The following is a 24,648-nucleotide window of genomic DNA, read 5'->3' as shown; positions in this document are numbered from 1 at the left end:
GGTTTAAGCCTCCATCACTGCGGGCCGTGGCCCGTCTTTGGGTAGCGATTCTGTGAGCATGCCGTGGATAATCATGCGCTCGGCATTGGAAAACTGCGGGTGGCAGGTGGTGAGGGTAATCACCGGCTCAAGTTCATCGATATTGACGTCTACAACATTGGGCAGGGGATCAATCACGCCCACATCACCGGGGGTGGTGATGATGCGGCCTTGCACGCCTGCATAGTCTCCCTCGGCTACGCGCCCAACCTGCTCGGGGTGCAGGCAGCCAGCGCCTTCTTGGCTTCGGGTGGCTGGGTCGGTACCCATGGGTAGTACCCGGTACACATCCCAGCTATCGCGCGTTTCAATGACGATGGCATCGCAGCTATTGAGGTTGCCGAGGTCATTAAAGGGCGCGCCCTTGCCCACGCGGTGGCCTGCGACTGCGAAGTTGCCGCGTTCACCGGGCATTTGCGTTTCTGGGTAGTGGCCAGGACCTGCGAGCAAGGCCTCGTCATTAGCCCCTTCTACCACCGCGAACGCGAAGTCCGAGCCGAAGGCTGGGATGTACATGTTGGCAAAGGCATCGCCAAGCTCGAGGTTTTTCTGGCTGCGCGGGTTTTGCCAACGCTGCTGCATTTCTGCGCTTACCTCATCTTGAGCGCGGCCTGCGGCGATATTGGTCCAGTAGGCCTCGTAGAAGGCAAAGAGCAACAGGAGCACGCCAACGGTGGCGAGGATCTCGCCACAGATTTGTGAGAACTTATTCATTAGATCGAGTAGTCCGCCGGAGGGGCCGAAAGCAGTTGTTGGGCAAGCTCGCGCGCGGTGCGCAAACTATCGGTGGATTGGCTCAGCCTCGAGCCCGCCAGGCCGCCGTCAAGGAAGATCATGAGCTGCTGGGCCTGAACATCACCTGGGTAGCCGTTTTTCTCTGTGAGCAGCTCCGTGAGGGTGTCTTGGCACCAGCGGCGGTGCTGCTGGACTGCCTCGACGATCCCGCGCTCAGAATCGCTTTCCGGGCGCGGATACTCATTGGCTGCGTTTTGGAAGTGCGAGCCGCGGAAATCGCTTTCTGGGGCCTCCTCGATGCACTGATCAAAAAAGGCCAGGATCTTTTCTTCCGGGGTGCTCATATCGGCGGTGCGCTCGGCGTAGCGGGCTCGCCACTGCTCGTCTAAGGCTTCGAGATACGCGATAACGAGGGCGTCTTTGGAGCCAAAGAGGCTATAGAGGCTGGCTTTGGCCACATCAGCTTCTCTGAGGATGCGATCAATGCCAATGACGCGGATGCCTTCTGTACTAAAAAGGCTGGTGGCGCTAGCCAGTAGGCGCTGCCGTGGGCTGGGCCTATTCTTTCTCGACCGTCCCGTGCGTTTTTCGCCTGCCACTGCCAGAACCCTTTCCGTTGTTTGTCCCTACACACTATAACTGAACAGATTGGTCTAGTCCACGGTCTAGGCATGCAAAAGAGGCGGTGGGAATCAATTCTCCACCGCCCCTTTTTGGCTTAACTATTGTGGCCAGGCTACTTCTTGGTCACCATCTGAACGATGCTGAGCGCAATAACAGCACCAAGCACACAGGTAAGGAAGCTGAAGATCAGTCCGCCGCCCTCAACGTCTACGCCGAAGAGCTTGAGCAGGAAGCCGCCGAGCAGACCGCCGACAACACCAACAACGATGTTCAGGCCAATGCCCTGCTGAGCATCGGTGCCCTTAATCTTCGAAGCGATCCAGCCAGCGAGGCCGCCGATGATGATCCAGCCAAAGAAACCGAGTCCGAGCATGAGTATCTCCTTTTGTTGTTTTAAAACACGAAACGCCGAGCGATTAGCTGACGTTTATCTGTCAGGAGGTACTTTAATGGGTTTTAAGTAAAAAGCAACGCCATTTCCGGGCAGAACGGGCTTTGAACCGTTTTGTTATCATTCTGAATTCGCCCGGATAAGGGAAAACGCGCCGAATATAACAATTTCAGCAATTGTTGAACACGGCGCGTTTTTGGCTATTTAAGACTCTTCGCGGGGGCGCACAACCACCATCGGGCACGGTGCCGATTGCAGCAGAGCACGAGAGGTGGAGCCGAGCAACATGCCACGGAAACCACCGCGACCATGAGAGCCAACCACCAGCAACTGGGCATCGCGGCCGTTTTCTACCAGCGCGCGCACCGGGCGATCGCGGGTGATCACCATATCCACGGCCACGTCTGGATACTTATCCAGCATGGGGGCCAGGCGCTCTTCTAGAAGATGCTGCTGCTCGTCTTCGATGGTGTCCCATTCCTGCTGGGCTGCAGCAAGCCCTGCCAGCGATGCCTGGACTTGCATATCCATCCAGGTGTGAATGGCCACGAGCTTCGCACCTCGTGCCTGGGCCTCCTCGAAGGCGAATTCGGTGGCGCGCTGAGAGACCTCAGAGCCATCCACACCGACGACCACGGGGCCGTACTTATTGGAGGGGGTGACGTCATTATCCTCGCGCACGACCACCACGGGGCAGCTCGCGTGGCTGACCACCGCGGCAGAGACAGAGCCCATGACCATGCCAGACAGCCCGCCTAAGCCACGAGAGCCCATGACGATCATGGTGACGTCCTTGGAGATCTCAAGCAGCATGTCAATGGGCGATCCCTCGGCAATGACGTAGCCGATCTTCAAATCGGGGGCTACTTCCAATGCGACCTTTTGGGCTGCTTCGATATGTGCCATGGTTTCGGACTGGAGCTCGTCGAAAAGCTCCTGCGGAGGCACCATGCCCTCGGCGTATAGGAACTGCGGCATGGTGTAGCTCGCGGCGAGTTTGAGGGGAACACCACGCTTAGCCGCGGTATTTGCGGCCCAACGGATTGCATTGGTTGAGGCATCAGAGCCATCGACAGCGACAACGACCATGTTTTCCATGATGGAACCCTTTCTACGCCACGGAACCTCCGGGGCTCACTTCCATGGTAGCTATTACTAGGATCGGTATCCATGCATGAACGCCGAATTTCCGTACAACGGGGGAACCCGCCCCTTCAAGTACGCGATGGACTCACCGCTAGCCGCGTGCGAGTGCCAGAAAGCCACGAAGGAATAAGCGCCTTCGATTTTGTGTGGCACCTCGTTGCTACCCAACGGCACCGCCATCCAGAAGATAACGAGGCAGCCGTGGCACAACGCTTCGCCGACGGCCTGGTGGTAATCGGCCCGAAATATCGTTATGCGCGCCCAGAAGAAGCCCTGCGAGCCGGCGAAGACGTGTGGTTCTACCGCAGACCCGCACCCGAGAAGAAGGCCCCTTTTGCCTGCAAGATCATCCACGAGGACGAAGATATTGTGGTGGTGGATAAACCACCGTTTATGGCCACCATGCCGCGCGGGATGCACATTACAGAAACGGTGACGGTGCAGATGCGTAGAGCCCTCAACAACGGCGAGCTCACGCCGGCGCATCGCCTGGATCGCAATACCGCTGGGGTGTTGCTGATGACCAAGCGCAAAGAACTGCGTGGACGCTATCAAGATCTCTTTGCCAAACGCGGCGTGGAAAAGACCTATGAGGCTCTAGCACCTATCGGTGATACAACGCCCGGTACGTGGTGGGAAAACCGCATAGAAAAGGTGGCAGGGCAAGTACAAGGCCACATCGTTGCAGGCAGCGTGAATGCCAGGACTTTCGTGCAGGCAGTGGAACCACTCGATTGCGAGGAGCAGGCCATTGCCGAGGCCATGCACGGCGAGCTACCACCGCTTGCGCGATACGTACTGCAGCCATATACGGGCAAGACGCATCAATTGCGTTTGCACATGTGGCACGCAGGCCATGCCATTGTGGGCGATCCTGCTTATCCGAAGGTGATTGCGCATGGCAGTGAGTCTTTTGATCAGCCGATGCACTTATTGGCGAGCACGTTGCGCTTTGAAGATCCGATTAGTGGTGCCGAGCGCGTGTTTCATTCCAGCCGGGAGATTTTGAGGCTGACATAGCAAAAACGCACCCTGGTGTGGGGTGCGTTTTTGTGTTGTGAAGTTGTTGGTCGGCGGTGTCTTACTCTCCCACACCCTCCCGGGTGCAGTACCATCAGCGCTATCGGGCTTAGCTTCCGGGTTCGGAATGGGTCCGGGCGTGACCCCGATGCTATAACCACCGACACGTTTAATTATTGTTTGTTGTTGTTTGGGGGGTGTTGTGTCAGGACTGCATAGTGGACGCGAGTTGTAACACACCTGATATGTGTGTGTCAGGTGGTGTGTTTTTTGGTGTGTTGTTCGGTGGATTAGTACCAGTCACCTGCATGACCTTGCGGTATGTCCAGTTCTGGCCTATCAACCCGGTGGTCTACCGGGCACCTAGTAATGAAACCTCATCTTAAAACAGGCTTCCCGCTTAGATGCTTTCAGCGGTTATCCCTTCCGTACGTAGCCAACCAGCCGTGCCACTGGCGTGACAACTGGCGCACTAGAGGTACGTCCGTCCCGGTCCTCTCGTACTAGGGACAGCCTTCTGCAAGTTTCTACGCGCGCGGCGGATAGAGACCGAACTGTCTCACGACGTTCTAAACCCAGCTCGCGTGCCGCTTTAATGGGCGAACAGCCCAACCCTTGGGACCTACTCCAGCCCCAGGATGCGACGAGCCGACATCGAGGTGCCAAACCATCCCGTCGATATGGACTCTTGGGGAAGATCAGCCTGTTATCCCCGGGGTACCTTTTATCCGTTGAGCGACACCACTTCCACTCGTAGGTGCCGGATCACTAGTCCCGACTTTCGTCCCTGCTTGAGTTGTCACTCTCACAGTCAAGCTCCCTTGTGCACTTACACTCACCACCTGATTGCCAACCAGGCTGAGGGAACCTTTGGGCGCCTCCGTTACATTTTAGGAGGCAACCGCCCCAGTTAAACTACCCACCAGGCACTGTCCCTGACCCAGATCATGGGCCGAGGTTACAAGATATCCAATTCGATCAGAGTGGTATTTCACCTGTGACTGACACCACCACTGGCGTGGCGTGCTGTTAACGTCTCCCACCTATGCTACACAAACCGAACCGAATATCAATACCAAGCTATAGTGAAGGTCCCGGGGTCTTTTCGTCCTGCCGCGCGTAACGAGCATCTTTACTCGTACTGCAATTTCACCGGGCCTGTGGTTGAGACAGCAGGGAAGTCGTTACGCCATTCGTGCAGGTCGGAACTTACCCGACAAGGAATTTCGCTACCTTAGGATGGTTATAGTTACCACCGCCGTTTACTGGGGCTTAAATTCTCCGCTTCGAACCACAAGGGTTCTAACAGGTCCTCTTAACCTTCCAGCACCGGGCAGGCGTCAGTCCGTATACATCAACTTCCACGTTTTCGCACGGACCTGTGTTTTTAATAAACAGTCGCTTCCCTCTATTCTCTGCGACCACGATCAGCAACCAACACCGCAAAAAGGTGTGGCACCAACAGTGGCCCCCCTTCTCCCGAAGTTACGGGGGCATTTTGCCGAGTTCCTTAACCACAGTTCACCCGTTCGCCTGAGTATGCTCTACTTGACGACCTGTGTCGGTTTGGGGTACGGGCTCACAACATCCTCGCTAGAGGCTTTTCTCGACAGTCCAGGATCACCACCTTCCCCACCAGTGTGGGGTTGCATCACGCCTGACCCATGATGCCTACCGGATTTGCCTAGTAGGCGGGCTGCACGCTTACACCACGAAAACCAACCTCGTGGCGTGGCTACCAACCTGTGTCACCCCATCGCTTGACTACTACCAATGAAGGTCCCACGCAACAAACCCAACACCAGGTCACACAAGGTGACCACGATTGGGATGCTGGGTGGTTAGTACCACTGATTCATCATGGACGGCTGTTGTGAGGTACCAGAATATCAACTGGTTGTCCATCGACTACGCCTGTCGGCCTCGCCTTAGGTCCCGACTCACCCTGGGAAGATTAGCTTGACCCAGGAACCCTTCGTCATTCGGCGGAGCAGGTTTTCACTGCTCATTCGTTACTCATGCCTGCATTCTCACTCGTATGCACTCCACACCACGATCACTCGGATGCTTCAACGCCGCACACGACGCTCCCCTACCCAACACACACTGTGGTGTGTTGCCGCGGTTTCGGCGGTGTACTTGAGCCCCACTACATTGTCGGCGCAGAACCACTCGACCAGTGAGCTATTACGCACTCTTTCAAGGATGGCTGCTTCTAAGCCAACCTCCTGGCTGTCTTCGCGATCCCACATCCTTTTCCACTTAGTACACCCTTAGGGGCCTTAACCGGCGATCTGGGCTGTTTCCCTTTCGACCAACGGAGCTTATCCCCCGCAGTCTCACTGCCGTACTAGCATTCACTGGCATTCGGAGTTTGGCTGACATTGCTAAGATGATAGTCCCGCTCAACCAACCAGTCGCTCTACCTCCAGGAAGCACCATACAACGCTGCACCTAAATGCATTTCGGGGAGAACCAGCTATCACGGAGTTTGATTGGCCTTTCACCCCTACCCACAGCTCATCCCCTCAGTTTTCAACCTAAGTGGGTTCGCGCCTCCACAACCTCTTACAGCTGCTTCACACTGGCCATGGGTAGATCACTCCGCTTCGGGTCCAGGACATGCCACTCACAACACCCTCGTTAGGATTCGCTTTCGCTACGGCTACCCACACTCATGGTTAACCTCGCGACATGCCGCTGACTCGCAGGCTCATTCTTCAAAAGGCACGCCATCACCACACACAAGGTGGCTCTGACGGTTTGTAAGCACACGGTTTCAGGTACTCTTTCACTCCCCTCCCGGGGTACTTTTCACCATTCCCTCACGGTACTATTCCGCTATCGGTCATTTCGGAGTATTTAGGCTTACCGGGTGGTCCCGGCAGATTCACAGCAGATTCCACGAGCCCGCTGCTACTCGGGGCAACGCGATCAACACCACCACAATCAGCATTCACGTACCGGGCTTTCACCGTCTACGGCAGGCGATTCCACACCACTTCCGCTTACCAACTGCAGTCATGCCACATGTCATGCCACCATGTACAACCACGCCCCACAACACCACACACGCAACCCTGGCACAGGTATCACACGCATGCGGTTTAGCCTCATCCACGTTCGTTCGCCACTACTAGCAGAATCACAATTGTTTTCTCTTCCTGTAGGTACTGAGATGTTTCACTTCCCCACGTCTACCCCCAACAACGCTATTTCATTCACGCTGCGGTCACTACCAATCACAGTAGCCAGGTTTCCCCATTCGGACACCCTCGGATCAACGCTTGATTGACAACTCCCCGAGGCCTATCGCGGCCTTCCACGTCCTTCATCGGCTCGAAATGCCAAGGCATCCACCGTGTGCCCTTCCAACACACACCAACCACCAACAACCATTGGCAGCTGTGCATGACAGAAAACACAAGTAATACGACCACCACCACCAACCACCAACAAGGTGATCAGCAATGATGCGCCACACAAACACACACAAACAAACTGGTGTATTACAAAACTCTTACAAACATTCATCACTGATATTTCAGCAACAAAGAAATAAAGATGACTCGCGTCCACTATACAGTTCTCACACAACACCACCATGCACCCCACCAACCACCAACAGCAGCCAGTAGCGCACACAACAATCACAAGGACACGTGCATGTCCCAGACACCCAACAGCATGCCAACACTTTGAAAACAACATATCGTTTGTGCTTGTTACAACAATGACGATCACGATGCGGGCGTGTCACAAGATCTGCTTGCAACACCTACCCACACCCATTGGTGATCTCCACCCGGTCACACCACACCCATCACACACCACCACCAAACTGGCGAGAGTGTGCAACCTCATCAACGACGATGCAGTGTTGTTCAAAGAAAAGAAAAGAAAAAATATTGCTCCTTAGAAAGGAGGTGATCCAGCCGCACCTTCCGGTACGGCTACCTTGTTACGACTTCGTCCCAATCGCCGATCCCACCTTCGACCACTCCCTCCACACACAGTGGTTGGGCCATGGGCTTCGGGTGTTACCAACTTTCATGACGTGACGGGCGGTGTGTACAAGGCCCGGGAACGTATTCACCGCAGCGTTGCTGATCTGCGATTACTAGCGACTCCGACTTCATGGGGTCGAGTTGCAGACCCCAATCCGAACTGAGGCCGGCTTTCAGCGATTCGCTTACCCTCACAGGCTCGCTGCGCGTTGTACCGACCATTGTAGCATGTGTGAAGCCCTGGACATAAGGGGCATGATGATTTGACGTCATCCCCACCTTCCTCCGAGTTCACCCCGGCAGTCTCTCATGAGTCCCCACCATTACGTGCTGGCAACATAAGACAAGGGTTGCGCTCGTTGCGGGACTTAACCCAACATCTCACGACACGAGCTGACGACAACCATGCACCACCTGTACACCAACCACAAGGGAAAGACTATCTCTAGCCCGATCTGGTGTATGTCAAGCCCAGGTAAGGTTCTTCGCGTTGCATCGAATTAATCCACATGCTCCGCCGCTTGTGCGGGCCCCCGTCAATTCCTTTGAGTTTTAGCCTTGCGGCCGTACTCCCCAGGCGGGGCGCTTAATGCGTTAGCTACGGCACAGAAATCGTGGAAGATCCCTACACCTAGCGCCCACCGTTTACGGCATGGACTACCAGGGTATCTAATCCTGTTCGCTCCCCATGCTTTCGCTCCTCAGCGTCAGTTACTGCCCAGAGACCTGCCTTCGCCATCGGTGTTCCTCCTGATATCTGCGCATTCCACCGCTACACCAGGAATTCCAGTCTCCCCTACAGCACTCAAGTTATGCCCGTATCGCCTGCACGCCCGGAGTTAAGCCCCGGAATTTCACAGACGACGCGACAAACCACCTACGAGCTCTTTACGCCCAGTAATTCCGGACAACGCTCGCACCCTACGTATTACCGCGGCTGCTGGCACGTAGTTAGCCGGTGCTTCTTCTCAAGGTACCGTCACAAAAAGCTTCGTCCCTTGCGAAAGAGGTTTACAACCCGAAGGCCGTCATCCCCCACGCGGCGTCGCTGCATCAGGCTTGCGCCCATTGTGCAATATTCCCCACTGCTGCCTCCCGTAGGAGTCTGGGCCGTATCTCAGTCCCAATGTGGCCGTCCACCCTCTCAGGCCGGCTACCCGTCGCCGCCTTGGTAGGCCATTACCCCACCAACAAGCTGATAGGCCGCGGGCCCATCCCACACCGAAAAAACTTTCCACCACACGAACTACCATGTGGTCCTATCTGGTATTAGACCCAGTTTCCCAGGCTTATCCCAAAGTGCAGGGCAGGTCACCCACGTGTTACTCACCCGTTCGCCACTCGAGTACCCTGCAAGCAGGGCCTTTCCGTTCGACTTGCATGTGTTAAGCACGCCGCCAGCGTTCGTCCTGAGCCAGGATCAAACTCTCCACAAAAAATGAACACAACATGTCCACAAAGGCTCGTGAAAAGCCCAAAACCTAGCAAAGCCACCACCAAAACAGTGGCAACCAAACCAAACGATGACAAAAAAATCATCAAAAACAAAACAGGGCAATCAGTGCACACGCATGGCCATCCTTGACGAGGACAAACAACCACACACACCAATCACCCTAAGTACTACCAATCACAATAACCGTGACAACAGCACCACAACCGGCACCACCAACACGACCATCATCATCAACAGCACAAAACATATAAAAAGTATTGGCACACTATTGAGTTCTCAAACAACACGCACAACAACCCCACACCAACTAAGGAAAGGGAAGCTGCAAATGGTATTTCGTCAACCGCTCGTTTTCTTAACCGCCATCTCCACATCGTGGGGGCGTTGTCGGTCGCGGCGACTCACATAAAGTTACACGCACACCAACAACAACACAAACCCGCAGGTAGTGGCATGTTTTTAGCAAGTCTTTAACAATGCAATGCTTTGCTTCGCGTTCCTCGCTCGGGCATATATCTAGAAGAAGGGGATCACGCCTTCAGTGCTATTGGTACAGCCCCCGGCTTTCTGCCACTTGATCAAACAGTGTGTGCAATGTGGCTCGGTCTACTTTGAGGCGCACGGCTTCGTCGACAAGCGGTGCAAGGTAACTGGCGGCGAAGTCGGCTTTTCTTCTCTGGCGGATGCGTTCTACGGCGCCGTGTTGCACGAACATGCCTAAGCCCCGGCGTTTTTCTAGGATCTCGGCATCGGCGAGCAGTGTGAGGCCTTTTCTGGCCGTGGCGGGGTTGATGGCGTGAAAGTTGGCGAGCTCATGGGTTGAGGGGGCTTGTTGTCCTTCTTTGAGCACGCCGTCGATGATGGAGTCTTCTACCAAGGTGGCGATTTGCCGGTACAGCGGGGCTGTTGTTTCGTCCATAACGCTCAACCAGAAATATCCCTAGCTCGTTAGTTGGTTACTTATGTAATCAACCATAGAACCTTTGCTGCACTTGAAGCAAGGAATGTAGGAATGAGCTGCACATACACTGGCAATTCGCTCAGCGTATCGACGTACCAGCATTTTTGAGGCAGACTAGAGAACACAAAGTAACGAAATTTATTATTAACGAACGGATAGTCCAGGAGCCATGCTTGAGCGCACACAAATTTTTGTCGATACCTCTTATCTCCTTGCGAGCTTTTATAACTCATGGGAGACAGGAGCGCGTGCACAGCTAGAAATTGACCTACCAGAAGTGGTGGCAACGCTTGCCACCATGGCACAAAACCACCTTAACCAGCCCGTTCACCGCCAGCTTTGGTACGACGGCATCCCCGATTCCGGCCCTCACCGCTACCAGCGCTCCCTTCGCACCTGCGATGGCGTGCAGCTTCGCGCAGGCCAGCTCATTGAGTGGGGCGATCGACGAACCCAAAAGGCAGTGGATACCCGCCTGGTGGCAGACCTGGTACTCAGCGGCGTACGCCGCGAATTTACCGACGTCATCCTCGTATCCGGCGATGCCGATATGATCCCCGGCGTGCAAGAAGCCGTGGCCAATGGCGTGCGCGTGCACCTATACGGCTTTGGTTGGGATTCCATGAGCTCGGCACTGCGCCAGAATTGCGATTCCACCACCATCTTGGATCCCCGCGAAGACTTCGCCGAATGCATGCAGCTCGAGGTGCTCGAAGGCCCGCTTCCCCCGGTGGTGCGCCTGCCGGAAGAAGATGAGGATGCCCAGGAGCAACCCAAGCATCCCCACGATGCTGAACCACCACACGAAACTGATCGCCCAGGCCCCCAGCCCGACGATGCAGAAGAACACGAGCAGCAGGCAGGCCCCACTCCTGGTCCTAGCGCACAGCCCGGACCTGGCGCACAGCCTGGTTCTGGTGCACAGCCCGGCCCTGGCGCACAGCGCCCGCAGGCCCAGCAATCCGTGAAGGTGGATCAAAACGCGCAGGTTGTAGAGGCAGAACCGCTCAACAGCGAGCAAGAAGCCGAAGAACAGCAGCCGATTATCAACGCAGAGCCGATGCCGGAAACGGACAAAGAGGCAGAAGAACAAGAAGCTGCCACCCGCAGCAGCGCACCTAAACCCAGCGCGCTGCAAGGCGACCGCCGCATCACCGTCACCTCCAAGATCGAAGAATCGGTAGAAGTGACCGTGAGCAGCGAAAAACCGCGCCCTGCCCCCAACCCCTCCATGATGGCGCCCAGGCGCAAACTGCGCTCTCGCTATGTGCCATTGCCAAATGAGGTGTGGGCATCGGCTGGCTATCAAACGCCTTTCGACGTAGGCCAGCAATACGCACGCTGGTGGTACGAAAACGCCGCCACCACTGAGCAGCGCGATTCCGCCCACCTGCTCTCAGGCGGCGGACTGCCCCCAGAAATCGACCGTCCCCTGCTGCAATTCGCCTGCGAAACACTGCACGAATACACGCTTACCGAATCCCAGCGAGTAGGCCTACGCGATGGCTTCCACTCCGGAATCCGAGGCGTGCTGCTCAATAACAACGGCGGCTAAACACCCTAAAGCAACACCCCGTGGCGCTGCACTGATACCCAAACGCCACGGGGTGTTCGCATGTTCTAAGCAATGCCCAATATCACTGCTCCGGCTGAGCATCGGGCTGTTCTAATTGGCGCTTCTCGCCAGCACCCTGGCCCAATTCGGCCCGAAGCGCATCGAGGCGCTGCTGCGCTTTGAAATCCGTGGCATTGGCCTCAATCTCAGCCATGCGATCCTGCATGGTGTGCTGAGTAAGCTCCTGCGCGCCCAAAGCATTGGCATAACGACGCTCAATTTTCTCACGCACCTGATCCAAAGTCGGCACATCCCGATCCGGATCCACCTGCTGCATCTGCTGCACCGTCGCCGCCGAAGCCTCCTGCATCTTGGTCTGCTGAACCTGCGAACGAAGCTGCTCAATCTGCGCCATCTGCTCACGCAAACGCGCCTCCGACTGCTGCACCTGGGCACTCGCCTCCTTCGCCGCAGCCTCAGCCTGACCATGCAATTGCTGCGTGCGCTCAAGCTCTTGCTCCACACTGACCAATTGCGTGGCATAAATCTCCGCGGCCTGCTCCAGCTCACGCACATCCCCCGGATCCGCGGCCTGCCCAGCCAACTCCAAAGCCTGCCGAGCCTTCTGCACCAACTGCTCCTGCTCCCCCAACAGACGGTGCAACTTCATCTCAAGCTGATTCTTATTCCCAATGACCTCAGTCGCTTGACGACGAACCGCCTCATGCTGCTCATGCGCAGCGTCGCTAGCCTGCTGAATCTGCACCAAAGGATCCGCGTTTTCTTCAATCTTGCGATCCAACGATGCAGTCAAATACTTCCAGCCCTTAGCAAAAGGATGAGCCATGGCACACGTCCTTAGAGTAAGACAACACAATTCTTATCCCAGTGTACGCAGGCCATGGCCCCAAAAAACAGCGCAGATTAGCCCTGCTGTTGCTCAGCAATCTGACGCTTCACATCCTCCATATCCAAATCCTTGACCTGCGAAATCAGATCCTCCAACGCAGCCGGCGGCAAAGCACCAGCCTCACGGAACACCAAAATCCCATCGCGGAAGACCATCAGCGTCGGAATCGACTGAATCTGCAACGCAGCAGCCAAACCCTGATGAGCCTCAGTATCTAACTTCGCAAACACCGCATCCGGATGCTGCTCAGAAGCCTTCTCAAACGTCGGCGCAAACGCACGGCACGGACCGCACCAAGACGCCCACGCATCAACCAACACAATGCCGTCTTGGGTCACCGTCTGCTCAAAAGTGTCTTCAGTTACATCGATCGTTGCCATAGATCTCTCCTTCTAGATATTTGCTTGCACTAGTGCCAACCTTAGCTATGCCTGAGCTATTCCCCCACCGGTAGTACTATCTTCTACATATATATCTAGAAGGGAGAGGAAATGACCAAGAGCTACACCGTTTCTGGCATGACCTGCCAGCACTGCGTCGCCTCCGTCAAGGAAGAAATTGAAGAGGTCGACGGCGCTCAGGGCGTGGATGTTGATTTAGAGTCCGGTCGCGTGACTGTGACTGGTGAAGATTTCACTGATGCTGATATTCGCGCTGCGGTTGAAGAGGCCGGGTATTCCCTGGCTTAGTGCTGTTGTTTTTCGGTGCCATCGCTTCGGCGGTGGCACTTTTTTTGGAATAGCGAGCTGGTGTTGCCCGTTGGTGCCTATGTAGAAGAAAGGTGAGTTGATGAGTACTTCTGAGGTTGATTTGGGTGTCACGGGCATGACGTGCACCTCGTGTTCTGGCCGTGTTGAGCGGAAGTTGAACAAGGTGGATGGCGTTGATGCCAGCGTTAATTTCGCTACGGAGAGCGCCCATGTGCGTTTCGACCCCGATTTGGTCAATGTTGATTCGCTTGTCGACGTCATCCGCGGCGCAGGGTATGACGCCTTCACTATCGGTGGCGACGCCGATGCCGATGGTGGCGCCGATGCTGGCGATGCTTCGGCAACTGATGCTGCTCGCGATGAGCACGCCGCTGAGCTGAAGAAGCGTCTGATCATCTCGGCGATCATGGCGCTGCCGGTGTTTGCCATGTCGATGATTTCTTCGCTGCAGTTCGATAACTGGCAGTGGTTGTGCTTCGCGCTGGCCAGTGGCGTGTTCTTCTATGGAGGGATGCCGTTTCATAAGGCTGCGCTGCAAAACTTACGCCATGGCTCTTTCACCATGGACACGCTCATTTCCATGGGCACTTCGGCTGCCTACCTGTGGTCGGTGTGGGCGCTATTCCTGGGCAACGCCGGCGAGCCCGGCATGCGCATGCACATGAGCCTCTCGGCGCATAGCCACAACCAGATGGACGAGATTTATCTCGAATCCGCGGCGATGGTGATCGTGTTCTTGCTGCTCGGCCGCTGGTTTGAGACGCGAGCCAAGGGCAAAAGCTCAGAAGCGCTGCGCACCCTGCTCAACATGGGGGCCAAGGAAGCAGCAGTGCTTGTCGACGGCAAAGAGCAGCGCGTGCCCGTCGAAAAGCTAGCAAAGGGCGATCGTTTTGTGGTGCGCCCCGGCGAAAAAATCGCCACCGACGGCCGCATCATCGAAGGCGCCTCCGCCGTGGACGAATCGATGATCACCGGCGAATCAGTGCCAGTGGAAGTCTCCGAAGGCGACAACGTCACCGGCGCCACGCTGAATACCTCCGGACGGCTCATCGTCGAAGCCACCCGCGTCGGCAGCGACACCACCCTTGCCTCCATGGCCAAACTCGTCGCCGACGCCCAAGCTCAAAAAGCGCCGGTACAAAAACTCGTCGACAAAATCGCCCAAGTCTTCGTCCCCATCGTCATCGCCATCGCCGCTGTCACACTCATCGCACAACTGGCCAGCGGCGCCCAAACCAGCGACGCTTTCGCCGCAGCCGTCGCCGTACTCATCATCGCCTGCCCCTGCGCACTCGGACTCGCCACCCCCACCGCCCTGCTCGTCGGCACCGGACGCGGCGCACAACAAGGCCTACTCATCAAAGGCCCCGACGTACTCGAATCCGCCCGCAACATCGACACCATCGTGATGGATAAGACGGGGACGGTGACTGAGGGGCGGATGAAGGTGGTCGAGGTCCACGATCTCAACACCCCCCATCTTCTAGATATATGTGCAGCAGTGGAGAGGGGGTCGGAGCACCCCATCGCCCGCGCCATCGTCGAAGCTTCCACCACTTCCCTGCCGGTGAGCGATTTCTCTAGTTCGCCTGGCCGTGGTGTCTCTGGTGTGGTCGATGGCCATAGGGTTCGGGTGACTCGCCCTGATGGTGCGTTGCAAGAGTGGGTTGATGCTGCTGAGCGCGCTGGTGGCACGGCTGTGGTGGCGTATGTGGATGATGAGCCGGCGGGTGTGATTGTGGTGGCTGATCAGGTCAAGGCTGGGGCTGCTGAGAGCGTGAGGGATCTTGAGCAGTTGGGTCTTGAGCCTTATTTGCTCACTGGTGATAATGAGGGCGCGGCGCGTGCGGTTGCTGCTGAGGTTGGCATTGAGCATGTGGTGGCGCAGGTGTTGCCGGACGAGAAGGTCGGTGTGGTGCGTGATTTGCAGGAGCGGGGGCGTCGTGTAGCGATGGTTGGCGATGGCGTGAATGATGCTGCGGCGCTTGCGCAGGCGGATCTGGGCATTGCTATGGGCGCGGGCACGGATGTGGCGATTGAGGCTTCGGATATTACGTTGATGCGTTCTGAGCCGCGGGGCATTGTCGACGCCATCCGTTTGTCACGGGCAACGCTTCGCACGATAAAAACGAACCTGTTTTGGGCCTTCGCTTATAACGTGGTGCTGATTCCGGTGGCGGCCTTTGGTTTGCTCAATCCGATGTTTGCTGGTGCCGCGATGGCGCTGAGTTCGGTGTTTGTGGTGAGCAATTCCTTGAGGCTTCGTCGCTTTAACTAAGCCCATATATCTAGAAGAGGCACCTGCTTGTGTAGCAGGTGCCTCGTTGTTTTGGCCTTATAGGCCTATTCCACGCTGATGTTCATCAGCCCTGGTGTCCAGGTGCCGGAGCGGGTGATTTCTTCGGTGTGGATTTCTGCGTTGGCTGGTACTTCGCCTTCTGCGTTGGTGCGGGGGTTGTAGATTTCGATGGTGCCCCAGTCGCGGCGCCAGTCGTCTTTGGCGTAGCTGGGTAGCTGGAAGGAGCTGTCGATGGCTTCTACTGGCCCTTGGGCGCCGCCGCCGAGGGCGTCTTGGAAGCGGGAGCCGGTGATGCGTCCGACGTGGTCGGGTGAGATGCGGTAGCGCGGGTTTTCGATCACGCCGGCGTAGTGGCCGAAGGGGCGTTGGCAGGGGAATTGGAGGGGTACTTGCCAGTCCATCAGCACTGGTGCTTCAGAGCCGACGACGTTGTTGAGGGTGTCCATGGTGGGCACGCGCGGCGGGGTGAAGGCGATCCATTGGTCGGGGTCGAGGCTGGCGTCGATGGCATGCAGGCGCACGACGTTGGCTTCGACGGGGATTTGGTCGAGCGGGAGTCGCAGGTTGCGCCATACTGGGCGCGGGCCTGGGTCGTCGAAGGTGGCTTGGCCGAGTTCGGTGATTTCGCCGTTGGCGTCGCGGCGTCCGTATTCGGCGACGAAGGTTTGGCCGTATTGGGCGATGTCGTTGATGTCGGTGTGTGCGATGCGTCCGGCGGCGCTGACCACCAGCAGTGGTGTGTCTTCGCTGCGTTCGGGCATCTCATACCAGTCACTAATGGCTTCTGAGTAGTACTGATCGCCATTGGTCCAGGAGCCAAGAACGGGCACCCGCTTGTAGTCCAGCCCGAAGGGCAGGGGTACGCGGGAGCCGTTGATGCCTTCTTCTTTTCTCAAACCAACGCTTGTCGACGCATCCAGCGCGGTATCTTCATCAGAGACCTCGTTGGCAAGCGCGGTTGATACGCCGGTGACTTCTTCTGAGTTCAGCACTGGGGGCACGCGGCCTGGCTCGAAGTTGTTTTGCTTCTCGCTGGCAATCGCATCCTTAAAGTCGGCGTCGACTGGCTTTAAGAAGGACTCATTGGTGTCCGTTTCCATCAGCACATAGTCGGCCATGCCGCAGGTTTGGCCACGAAGCGCATTCAGATTGCCCAGGCCAACAGAGTAGGCGGGGTATTGCGAAGCAAATGCCTTGCCAAAGGAGAGCACCTGGAAGGTCACGGCCAGGATGCACACCACGGCAATGGGTGCTGCTGCCAGGCCTTGGAAGCGGTCGAGCTTGCCGCGTCGAACAGCGTTTGGATCTTCTCCACGCTCTTCTGCCTGGGTGGCGCGGACGTCGATAATGAAGCTTTGGATCGTGCCAATAAACAGCACCAGCAGCGAGATGCCCAGCATGACCGTCGATGCCTCGATGCCCTTGAGCTGGATGGTCTTATCAAACCAGGGCACGCCATAGCTGGAGACGTACCACCAGCCGTTCACGCCGGCGAGGGTGAAGGCGAAGACGAAGAGGATGGCACCGAACATCAGCGTGCGCGAACGCGCCGAACGCAAGGCCATGTGCGACATTGCCACCGCCGCAAGTGCGGCCAGTGCAGCGCCAATACCTGCCCACACACCGAAGTGGTGCGTCCACTTCGTGGGGGTGAACATGAGGAAGAACAAGGTGCCCAGCATCATCAGCATCAGTCGCTGTGCCGGAAGCTTGTTGCTGCCCGGGACCTTATCGTTGCGCAGCATGGAGGCCAGCACCACCACGATGGAGATGAAGGCGATGAGCACCGCGAAGCGTCGTGCGAAGGAACCATCCACGGTTTGCTCGAATAGCGACTTGTAGCGGATGTACTCGTTGTACCACTCCAAGGAGGGGCCAACGGCGGAGCGCACGGTGATGGATTCACGCACGCTGGCAAAAGTTTGATCGCCAAAGACGGCCACCAGCACCGCGGTGCCTGCCGCGAGGAACGGCGCCACCATCGCGGCCACCGAAGCCCAGGTATTGCCGCCGAGGAGTTTGGTGCGCTGGTAGACGATGCGAATCACACCGGAAAGCGCTGCAAGCAACGCGGCCACTGCCATCAAGCCCGTAGGGCCACATGCCAGCGTGAATGCTGCGAGTAGCGTGCCGATTGCGGCGGGCAGGAGGCGTCGATTAGCTATGGCAACCTCGAAAGAAACCCACGTCAACAGGGCTCCGAGCGCAATGATCGGCTCGGGGCGCAAACCATTGTTGTAGGGCAGCCAGAAAGCGAGCATGACAAACGCCGCAGTCCAGTGCGCTACTCGACGCCCATCGATGCTGCTACCCAAACGTGGCAACACATCGCGCGAGAGCACAAACCACGTAGCGATCGCCGCGAACAAGGAAGGCAAACGCATCCACACCGAAGCGGTGCTCACCTTGGCCATCAGACCCAAAAGGTCATAATACGGCGCACCGAAAGGCGATTCGGGCACACCGAACCAGCGATAATAATTGGCCATATAGCCCGAATCATCCGAGGCCCTGGCCATGGTCAAAATGAAGCCATCATCAGAGGTATTGGCACCAAAGATGTACCAGAAGGCGATGATCGCAAGCACCACGCCATCAAGCGGGCGCGGGCGCAAAGACTTGCTGGCAAGCACAATGGGGTGCTTCTTGCCGTCGAGGCGATCCATTAGCCCCAAACAAATCAGCGAGGCAATCGTCATGAAGGCACCGACCCACATGGCAAGGGTCTTCACCCACGTCGGCGTGGAGGTAAAACGCGAATTGATCTCCATGTCTACCTGGAGGCCCGCATTTTCCAAAGCGGAGGCATTACCTTCTAGCTCGGTGTACACGCCCGAAACAATCGGACGGTGATCACCATTTTGCTCCGACTCAACCGTCACCCCCTTCGCCTTCGCCTCCTGCGGCAACGTGGCGGTGGTGCTATCAAAGGTGGAATCAATCTTGATCACAGCATTCGGATCAAGCTTTTCAATCTCATCCTTATTCAACTGCAGCAGCACCTGGCTGCGATTGCTCACCTCTAAAGAGCCATCATAGGTGCGCACAAACAGCCCACGAGCCGTGGCATTCGGGCTATCCGCAGGCAAGGTGGAAAGCAACAAGGACTGCCCATCGCGCACCTGGTCAACCGCCTTCACCGGCACCGTGGCGTGGAAATCAACCGGCGTATAGCTCTCCAAGGGAGCATTCACCGAATTGAGGTTGCCATCCTGAGGCCACTGCAACGAGGCCTGAGTCTGGTTCACCGGCAAGAAAGGGGTAAGCACAAAGAGCAAAAACCCCAACAGTCCAGTGATTATGGCAACGGGTTTCAACCAGGGCTGTGGTTTGGCGATCGACGTAGACACAACCCAGCAGTCTACTAGACCACCCCCCTACTTTTTGAGCACCACCACATAAGGGCCAATACGCTCCACCCGCCAAAACTCCTCCGAAAAGACCTCCGGATTAAAAGCAACACCCCTAAAACGCACATTCGGCGAATTCGGATAAATATCCTCCGCCAAATCAAACACCCAACCATCCTGCTCACTAGCCTCCGAGCCACCACGCTGCTGCGCCTGCTCCTGATCGACCTCAGCAGCCTGGAACACAAACGCATCAGGCGCAGCCCAAGGCGCCGCCGCAACCTCATCAGCAAACGCAGAAGGATCCGACAACGAACCCCAAGAATCATTCGCCCACTGCTCAATCACCGCATTACGACGCTCAAACTGCCCCAAAGGATTCGCATAATGCGCCGTAAACGCCTGAAAACCCCGATACGGGTAATACGCCAAAAACGCAAACTCATCCGTCAACACAATCGTGTCACGACGCTCCTTCGGAACCTCACGCAACACCCGATCAACCTCCGGATACCACTTCGCCGAATTCGCCGGAAAACGATCCGCACGCTCCCCCGCACCATCCGTCGTCGAATAGGCCAAATCAATCGCCTCAAAATTACGCACCGGCACCTGCTGCGCATACGCCACCACACCCAACGACAACACAGCAACCACACCCCCACTCACAGCCGAAGCCAGCACAAAACCCACCAACTTCTCCACCCCAAGCTCATGCACACGCACCAAACCCACAACACCCAACGTCGCCAACACCAACGCCACCAACACATCAACACGAAAACCCAACAACGTCGTCCCCAACAACGTCACCAACATCGACAACACAACCCAGCCATACGACGCCACCAACACAACCCCCAACGCACGCACATCCGGCACACGCCAACACACCACCACACACAACACACCCAACAAACACAACACACCGAGCACACTCGGAGAGAACATGGGCAACGGGACGGTGGTGCCGGCCTCCGGCAGATAGTGCGCGGCCGCCCCCCTATCTTCTAGAGATATATCTAGAAGATAGGGAAGCCAGACCACCAAAGCCATCAACACCGAACACACCCCAACAACAGCAACCCTGCCCACCGGCTTCACACTCCGCTGCTTGAGCGCATAGGCAAGCGCAATGATCACCACGCTGCCAGCAATGATCACGGTGTACAGCGTGTACATGGTGGCCGAAAGGCCAAGATAAATGCTCAAACCAATAAGCGACCAGCGCGAACCGCGCATGCCGCGGCCTGCCAACACGGCAGCAGCCGGCACGCCCAATGCCACGATTGCTGCATACGGTTCTTCAGCGTTCATGATCAGCACGATGATCGTGCTGATCACCGCGATGGTGACGCCAACGGCCAAACTGCCACTGATTTTGCGCCACACCGGCACCAAAACGCACGCCGCAGCCGCCATCGACACAATGGCCCACGGCTGGAACGCTTCCCAACCAGCCATGCCCAGCAACGAAGCAAACCGTCCGCCTAACCAGAACCAACCCGCCGGGTAAAAAGCCGGCAGCCCAAAGTAGTTCATATCTGAAAGCTCAGGCGAATCAGCCAAACGAGTCAGATACTGCGTGCGGAACTCCTGATCAACGTTGAGCCCTCCGAGATACAGCTTCGTGCCAGATAGCGGAATCGCCAACGTCGCCAACACCACCAGCGCCGGCGTCACATACGCAAACACCACGGCCGCAAAACGCACCCACTTTGGGCGCGCATGCCCCCGGCCCCACGTCACCAACAAAACAGCCACAACAATCACCAACACCACCGCGCCAGTGGCCAAAGCGCGCATCACGTTGGAGGTGCCGAAGGAAGGGAGGTTGGTGGTGTGGAAGGCAAACCAGCCGATCAGGGCAATAAGCGCACCCCCCACTCCTGCTAGACATATATCTAGAAGATGGGGGGTGTGTTTCGCGTCGTTCATGCCTGTTAGTTTCCCACAGGCCACCGCCGTTTTAGAAAGGCAGCTTTCTGAAGATGCTTTGTGGGATGAATTTGAATGCGAGTGTGACGTATTCGAACAGTGGGTGGACGTAGATGGATTGTTTGCCGTCGAGGACTGCTTTGACGGTGGCGTTGGCGACGTCTTCGCGGTTGACGGTCAGTGGTGCTTCGCCGGCGTCGGCGGACATTTTGGTGCGGACTTGGCCGGGTCGGACGACGAGGACGTTGACGCCGTGGTCGCGGAGTGCTTCTCCTAGGTTGATGTAGAAGCCGTCCATGCCTGCTTTGGATGCGCCGTAGACGAAGTTGGAGCGGCGTACGCGTTGGCCTGCGACTGAGGATAGGGCGACGATGGTGCCGTGGCCTTGTGCTTTGAATTTTTCGCCGAGCAGTACGCCGAGGGATACGGGGGCGGTGTAGTTGGTTTGGGCGCTTTCGACGGCGAGTTTTTGGTCTTGCCAGAGGGCTTCTTGGTCGCCGAGGGTGCCGAAGGCGACGATGGCGATGTCGACGTCGCCGTTGGAGAAGGCGAGGTCGATGGTTTCGGGGTGTGTTTCGAAGTCGGTGGCGTCGAAAGGCAAGATTTCGACGGTGCCGCCTTTGGCTTCGAGTTGTGCTTTGGCGTCGTCGATGCGGGGGGAGTTTTCGCGGGCGGCGAGGGTGACGTTGGCGGGGCCGCGGTCGAGGAAGGCTTCGACGATGGCGAGTCCGATTTCGGAGGTGCCGCCGAGCAGGAGGATGTTTTGGGCTTGTCCTACAGCGTTGAGCATGTGGTGGCCTTTCTAGTTGAGTTCGAGTCGGCGGGACATGTCGGATGCGAATACGCCGGTGGGGTCGATCTTGCGTCGCGTTTCGAGCCAGCTTTGCATCTCGGGGTACATCTTGTGGAAGTTTTCGGCCGAGGTGCGGGATTCTTTGGCCAGGTAGAGGCGGCCGCCGAATTCCATGACGCGCTTGTCGAGGTCGTCGAGGAAGTCACCGAGGCCGGGTTTGATGGGGAAGTCGACGCAGACGTTCCAGCCGGGCATGGGGTAGGAAAGCGGGGCTTTGTTGCCTTCGCCGAAGAGTTTGAACACATTGAGTGCTGAGTAGTGCCCGGAGCTTTGGATGTCGCGGACGATGTCTTTGAATGGTTCGACGGCTTCGCGTGGCACCACGAATTGGTATTGCAGGAAGCCGCGTTTGCCGTAGCCGCGGTTCCACTCGCCGATGAGATCCAGGGGCTGGTAGAACTGCGTGAGGTTTTGCACCTGGTTGCGGTAGGTGCCGGATTTGAGCCACCACAGCTCGCCGATGGCGATCATGGACAGTTTGTTCATGGTGAAGCTGGGGAAGATGTCGGGCACCGTCACCAGTTGGGGTGCGTTGAACTTCAGTGGGTCTTTGGCCAGCTTCGGGTTGAGCTCTTCAAGCTGCGCCAGTGTGGCAAGGGAGCCGCGGGAGATGGCGGCGCGGCCGAGTTTGGGTTCGGGCGAGATGGCGTCGAACCAGGCAGAAGAGTAGGTGTAGTTGTGCTCGGAGCCATCGGAGTGGAATTCGATGGTTTCGTCCAAGGTGCCGGTCAGGTCGCCGTCGGCAATGAAGTAGGCGGTTTCGGTCTTGGTCATGCGGATGGTGGCGCGCAAGATGATGCCGGTCAGGCCCATGCCACCCACGGTGGCCCAGAACAGCTCGCCGGTGGGGTCATCTTCGCTGCCCTCGGGGGTCAGGTGCAGGACACGACCATCGGCAACGAGCAATTCCATGCTCACCACGTGGTTGCCAAAAGAACCTGCCGAGTGGTGATTCTTGCCGTGAATATCGGGGCCGATAGCACCACCGATCGTGACCTGACGAGTACCCGGCAGCACCGGCACCCACAGCCCATAGGGCAACGCTGCCTTCATGAGCTGGTCGAGGGTGACGCCACCGTCGACGTCGACAAGCGCCGAATCAGGATCAATGGAGTGGATCTTATTCAGTGGCTGCATATCCACCACCAAACCGCCAGCATTTTGCGCCGGGTCGCCATAAGAACGACCCATGCCGCGCGCAATCACACCACGCTTAAGGTGGGCAGGCTTGCCATCATTTTGCTCAGCAACCTGACGGACCGCCTCTTGGAGCTTTTCGACGTCATCCGTCGCCAAAACCTCCGCCGTCGTAGGAGCAGTACGCCCCCAACCAGTAAGTTTCTTCGCTTCTGTTGTGAAGGCTCCGGAGGCACCGTTCGAAGCAGCGGTGCTGGACGTGCCCAAATTCTTGGTCATATCGCCCTCAAGGCTACTCGCCCAAACCCCAAAAACTCACACAATCGGGCAGCATGTCACAAATCCATCAACTCCCGGATCTCCGCAGGCAGCTCCTCCTGCGACGTAATCTGCGGCCCCTCATAACTGTTAAGAATCTCATACACACGCACCCGATCCGCACTATCAAGCAACGGCAACTCCTGCGCCACCAACAACGTCATACGATTATCCAAAGGCGTATTCGTCCTCTCCGCCGCAATCCGCGGCGCAGCCTCCGCCTTCTTTGCCCGACGCTTCGCACGAGAAAAACCAAAACCAACCATAAGCGCAATCCTAGACGCGGTAACCTAAAGCAACTATGACAAACGCCAACCCACTCGACGACACCACCACAGGGCGCATCACCCAAGCACTCGCCCTCGCCACCTACACCGCCACACCCGACTACATCCACAACAAAGCCCTACGCACACTCGCCAAACTCGGCATCACCACCACCGCACTCGGCATCATCAGCTACGCCAACCTCCAAGACGACAACCCCGACAACGACCCCCAGGCAATACTCGGGCGGCTGGAAGCGGAGATGGCAGCCGAAGATGAGGAGCTCTCCCCCGCCAAAACCTACCTCCTCCTTCTAGGTATATGTCTAGCAGTAGGGGTGCTGGGCAAAATCGATGCCGTTTTGACCAACAAGATCACCCAAGCCCTGCGCCGCGCAGGCGTGCGCAAACCACACACACTTTTAGGAGTGCTGGCCGGTGGTGCTGTGTACGTGGCGTCGACAAGCGAAAAGCGAGGCTAAAACGTGAAAGCCGAATACACAGCCGACCCCATCGCCGGCGCACTCGCCGAACCAAAACAGGGACTAGCCGCCCAAGGCACCAAATTCCTCATCTCCGGCGGCATCTCAGCCGTCGTGGATCTCAGCATCACCTTCTTCTTCCAAACCATCATCGGTTTCGGAGCCTTCAGCGGACGCACCGTCGGATTCATCTTCGGCACCACCACCGCCTACCTCATCAACAGGCGCTGGACATTCAGAGCCGCACCAAGCGCAAAACGATTCATGCAAGTAGCCGTGCTCTACACCATCACGTTTTTCATCAACGTCGGCGGGCACAAAATCCTCTACGCATTCTTCACCGAACACCACATGGCCGAAGCGATCGCGATTGTGGTGGCGTTTGTGATTTCGCAGGGGGTTGCCACGGTGATCAACTTCGTGGTCCAACGCACCTTCATCTTCTAGATAT

Annotated in this window: 17 protein-coding genes, 3 rRNA genes and 2 pseudogenes; 7 read left to right on the top strand and 15 right to left on the bottom strand. The window is 57.1% G+C overall.

What is annotated here, in order from left to right; genetic code table 11:
* Positions 1 to 3: 3 nt before the first annotated feature.
* From CPPEL_RS00665 to CPPEL_RS00650, 4 genes are all read right to left on the bottom strand, one after another.
* Positions 4 to 753 (bottom strand): class E sortase, encoded by a 750-nt coding sequence (locus CPPEL_RS00665; protein ID WP_123959200.1) that lies wholly within the window; start codon positions 751 to 753, stop codon positions 4 to 6.
* Positions 753 to 1,379: a TetR/AcrR family transcriptional regulator gene (locus CPPEL_RS00660; RefSeq protein WP_123959198.1), complete on the bottom strand. Its 627-nt coding sequence runs from the start codon at positions 1,377 to 1,379 to the stop codon at positions 753 to 755. The genes CPPEL_RS00665 and CPPEL_RS00660 overlap by 1 nt, the downstream gene beginning before the upstream one ends.
* Before the next feature lie 131 nt (positions 1,380 to 1,510).
* Positions 1,511 to 1,771: a GlsB/YeaQ/YmgE family stress response membrane protein gene (locus CPPEL_RS00655; RefSeq protein ID WP_123959196.1), complete on the bottom strand. Its 261-nt coding sequence runs from the start codon at positions 1,769 to 1,771 to the stop codon at positions 1,511 to 1,513.
* Positions 1,772 to 1,993: 222 nt separating this feature from the next.
* Positions 1,994 to 2,887 carry a universal stress protein gene (locus tag CPPEL_RS00650; protein ID WP_123959194.1) on the bottom strand — a complete coding sequence of 298 codons (894 nt, stop codon included), beginning with the start codon at positions 2,885 to 2,887 and terminating at the stop codon, positions 1,994 to 1,996.
* Between the two features lie 72 nt (positions 2,888 to 2,959).
* Here CPPEL_RS00650 and CPPEL_RS00645 point away from each other — a divergent pair, with 72 nt between their 5' ends.
* Complete coding sequence (locus tag CPPEL_RS00645) at positions 2,960 to 3,955, top strand: pseudouridine synthase (protein WP_123959192.1); 996 nt, start codon at positions 2,960 to 2,962, stop codon at positions 3,953 to 3,955.
* Positions 3,956 to 4,003: 48 nt separating this feature from the next.
* Here CPPEL_RS00645 and rrf read toward each other — a convergent pair.
* The 4 genes from rrf to CPPEL_RS00625 form a co-directional block, all read right to left on the bottom strand.
* A 5S ribosomal RNA gene (rrf, locus tag CPPEL_RS00640) occupies positions 4,004 to 4,120 on the bottom strand.
* 104 nt (positions 4,121 to 4,224) lie between these two features.
* A 23S ribosomal RNA gene (locus tag CPPEL_RS00635) occupies positions 4,225 to 7,339 on the bottom strand.
* 535 nt (positions 7,340 to 7,874) lie between these two features.
* Positions 7,875 to 9,398 (bottom strand): 16S ribosomal RNA (locus CPPEL_RS00630).
* Together the 16S, 23S and 5S rRNA genes form the textbook arrangement of a ribosomal RNA operon.
* A 564-nt stretch (positions 9,399 to 9,962) precedes the next feature.
* Positions 9,963 to 10,337, bottom strand: a complete 375-nt coding sequence (locus CPPEL_RS00625) for a GntR family transcriptional regulator (protein WP_123961173.1) — start codon at positions 10,335 to 10,337, stop codon at positions 9,963 to 9,965.
* Between the two features lie 211 nt (positions 10,338 to 10,548).
* On the opposite strand from CPPEL_RS00625, the pseudogene CPPEL_RS11385 reads away from it, so the two are divergent.
* Together CPPEL_RS11385 and CPPEL_RS11380 are read left to right on the top strand one after the other, a co-directional pair.
* Positions 10,549 to 11,131: pseudogene (locus tag CPPEL_RS11385) on the top strand (NYN domain-containing protein); the annotation flags it as partial.
* A gap of 398 nt (positions 11,132 to 11,529) precedes the next feature.
* Positions 11,530 to 11,934: pseudogene (locus CPPEL_RS11380) on the top strand (NYN domain-containing protein); the annotation flags it as partial.
* Between the two features lie 82 nt (positions 11,935 to 12,016).
* Here CPPEL_RS11380 and CPPEL_RS00615 read toward each other — a convergent pair.
* Complete coding sequence (locus CPPEL_RS00615) at positions 12,017 to 12,781, bottom strand: PspA/IM30 family protein (protein ID WP_123959188.1); 765 nt, start codon at positions 12,779 to 12,781, stop codon at positions 12,017 to 12,019.
* 77 nt (positions 12,782 to 12,858) lie between these two features.
* Entirely contained in the window at positions 12,859 to 13,224 is a 366-nt protein-coding gene (gene trxA / locus CPPEL_RS00610) for a thioredoxin (RefSeq protein ID WP_123959186.1), read from the bottom strand.
* Positions 13,225 to 13,335: 111 nt separating this feature from the next.
* On the opposite strand from trxA, the gene CPPEL_RS00605 reads away from it, so the two are divergent.
* On the top strand, positions 13,336 to 13,533 hold the full coding sequence (locus CPPEL_RS00605; RefSeq protein WP_123959184.1) for a heavy-metal-associated domain-containing protein: 198 nt from the start codon (positions 13,336 to 13,338) through the stop codon (positions 13,531 to 13,533).
* 100 nt (positions 13,534 to 13,633) lie between these two features.
* Positions 13,634 to 15,832 (top strand): heavy metal translocating P-type ATPase, encoded by a 2,199-nt coding sequence (locus CPPEL_RS00600; protein ID WP_123959182.1) that lies wholly within the window; start codon positions 13,634 to 13,636, stop codon positions 15,830 to 15,832.
* Between the two features lie 65 nt (positions 15,833 to 15,897).
* Here CPPEL_RS00600 and CPPEL_RS00595 read toward each other — a convergent pair whose 3' ends face one another.
* The 5 genes from CPPEL_RS00595 to CPPEL_RS00575 are packed head-to-tail and all read right to left on the bottom strand — an operon-like array spanning position 15,898 to position 23,715.
* Positions 15,898 to 19,203, bottom strand: a complete 3,306-nt coding sequence (locus tag CPPEL_RS00595) for an arabinosyltransferase domain-containing protein (RefSeq protein ID WP_123959179.1) — start codon at positions 19,201 to 19,203, stop codon at positions 15,898 to 15,900.
* A gap of 27 nt (positions 19,204 to 19,230) precedes the next feature.
* The gene (locus CPPEL_RS00590) at positions 19,231 to 21,141 is read right to left on the bottom strand and encodes an arabinofuranosyltransferase (RefSeq protein WP_123959177.1); all 1,911 of its coding nucleotides are present in this window, start codon (positions 21,139 to 21,141) and stop codon (positions 19,231 to 19,233) included.
* A 31-nt stretch (positions 21,142 to 21,172) separates the two neighbouring features.
* The gene (gene dprE2 / locus CPPEL_RS00585) at positions 21,173 to 21,931 is read right to left on the bottom strand and encodes a decaprenylphospho-beta-D-erythro-pentofuranosid-2-ulose 2-reductase (protein ID WP_123959174.1); all 759 of its coding nucleotides are present in this window, start codon (positions 21,929 to 21,931) and stop codon (positions 21,173 to 21,175) included.
* Positions 21,932 to 21,943: 12 nt separating this feature from the next.
* Positions 21,944 to 23,410, bottom strand: coding sequence for a decaprenylphosphoryl-beta-D-ribose oxidase (gene dprE1, locus CPPEL_RS00580; RefSeq protein ID WP_123959171.1), 1,467 nt, complete (start codon positions 23,408 to 23,410; stop codon positions 21,944 to 21,946).
* A gap of 56 nt (positions 23,411 to 23,466) precedes the next feature.
* Positions 23,467 to 23,715: a hypothetical protein gene (locus CPPEL_RS00575; protein WP_229718472.1), complete on the bottom strand. Its 249-nt coding sequence runs from the start codon at positions 23,713 to 23,715 to the stop codon at positions 23,467 to 23,469.
* A gap of 35 nt (positions 23,716 to 23,750) precedes the next feature.
* Here CPPEL_RS00575 and CPPEL_RS00570 point away from each other — a divergent pair, with 35 nt between their 5' ends.
* A complete protein-coding gene (locus tag CPPEL_RS00570; protein ID WP_123959169.1) occupies positions 23,751 to 24,197 on the top strand; it encodes a hypothetical protein in 447 nt (148 codons plus the stop codon).
* 3 nt (positions 24,198 to 24,200) lie between these two features.
* Positions 24,201 to 24,644, top strand: a complete 444-nt coding sequence (locus CPPEL_RS00565) for a GtrA family protein (protein ID WP_245990461.1) — start codon at positions 24,201 to 24,203, stop codon at positions 24,642 to 24,644.
* Positions 24,645 to 24,648 lie beyond the last annotated feature (4 nt).

Origin of the sequence: Corynebacterium pseudopelargi, from assembly GCF_003814005.1 — a bacterium.
GTDB classification, from domain to species: Bacteria; Actinomycetota; Actinomycetes; order Mycobacteriales; family Mycobacteriaceae; genus Corynebacterium; species Corynebacterium pseudopelargi.
Note: the sequence above shows the minus strand (reverse complement) of the source record. Positions and strands in the feature narration are given on the sequence as shown.

Excerpts from the sequence above, each read along its gene's own strand:
- dprE2 (WP_123959174.1), bottom strand. The coding sequence starts at position 21,931 with ATGCTCAACGCTGTAGGACAAGCCCAAAACATCCTCCTGCTCGGCGGC.
- CPPEL_RS00600 (WP_123959182.1), top strand. The coding sequence starts at position 13,634 with ATGAGTACTTCTGAGGTTGATTTGGGTGTCACGGGCATGACGTGCACC.
- CPPEL_RS00605 (WP_123959184.1), top strand. The coding sequence starts at position 13,336 with ATGACCAAGAGCTACACCGTTTCTGGCATGACCTGCCAGCACTGCGTC.
- CPPEL_RS00575 (WP_229718472.1), bottom strand. The coding sequence starts at position 23,715 with ATGGTTGGTTTTGGTTTTTCTCGTGCGAAGCGTCGGGCAAAGAAGGCG.
- CPPEL_RS00645 (WP_123959192.1), top strand. The coding sequence starts at position 2,960 with ATGCATGAACGCCGAATTTCCGTACAACGGGGGAACCCGCCCCTTCAA.
- dprE1 (WP_123959171.1), bottom strand. The coding sequence starts at position 23,410 with ATGACCAAGAATTTGGGCACGTCCAGCACCGCTGCTTCGAACGGTGCC.
- CPPEL_RS00570 (WP_123959169.1), top strand. The coding sequence starts at position 23,751 with ATGACAAACGCCAACCCACTCGACGACACCACCACAGGGCGCATCACC.
- trxA (WP_123959186.1), bottom strand. The coding sequence starts at position 13,224 with ATGGCAACGATCGATGTAACTGAAGACACTTTTGAGCAGACGGTGACC.
- CPPEL_RS00625 (WP_123961173.1), bottom strand. The coding sequence starts at position 10,337 with ATGGACGAAACAACAGCCCCGCTGTACCGGCAAATCGCCACCTTGGTA.
- CPPEL_RS00650 (WP_123959194.1), bottom strand. The coding sequence starts at position 2,887 with ATGGAAAACATGGTCGTTGTCGCTGTCGATGGCTCTGATGCCTCAACC.
- CPPEL_RS00665 (WP_123959200.1), bottom strand. The coding sequence starts at position 753 with ATGAATAAGTTCTCACAAATCTGTGGCGAGATCCTCGCCACCGTTGGC.
- CPPEL_RS00655 (WP_123959196.1), bottom strand. The coding sequence starts at position 1,771 with ATGCTCGGACTCGGTTTCTTTGGCTGGATCATCATCGGCGGCCTCGCT.
- CPPEL_RS00615 (WP_123959188.1), bottom strand. The coding sequence starts at position 12,781 with ATGGCTCATCCTTTTGCTAAGGGCTGGAAGTATTTGACTGCATCGTTG.
- CPPEL_RS00590 (WP_123959177.1), bottom strand. The coding sequence starts at position 21,141 with ATGAACGACGCGAAACACACCCCCCATCTTCTAGATATATGTCTAGCA.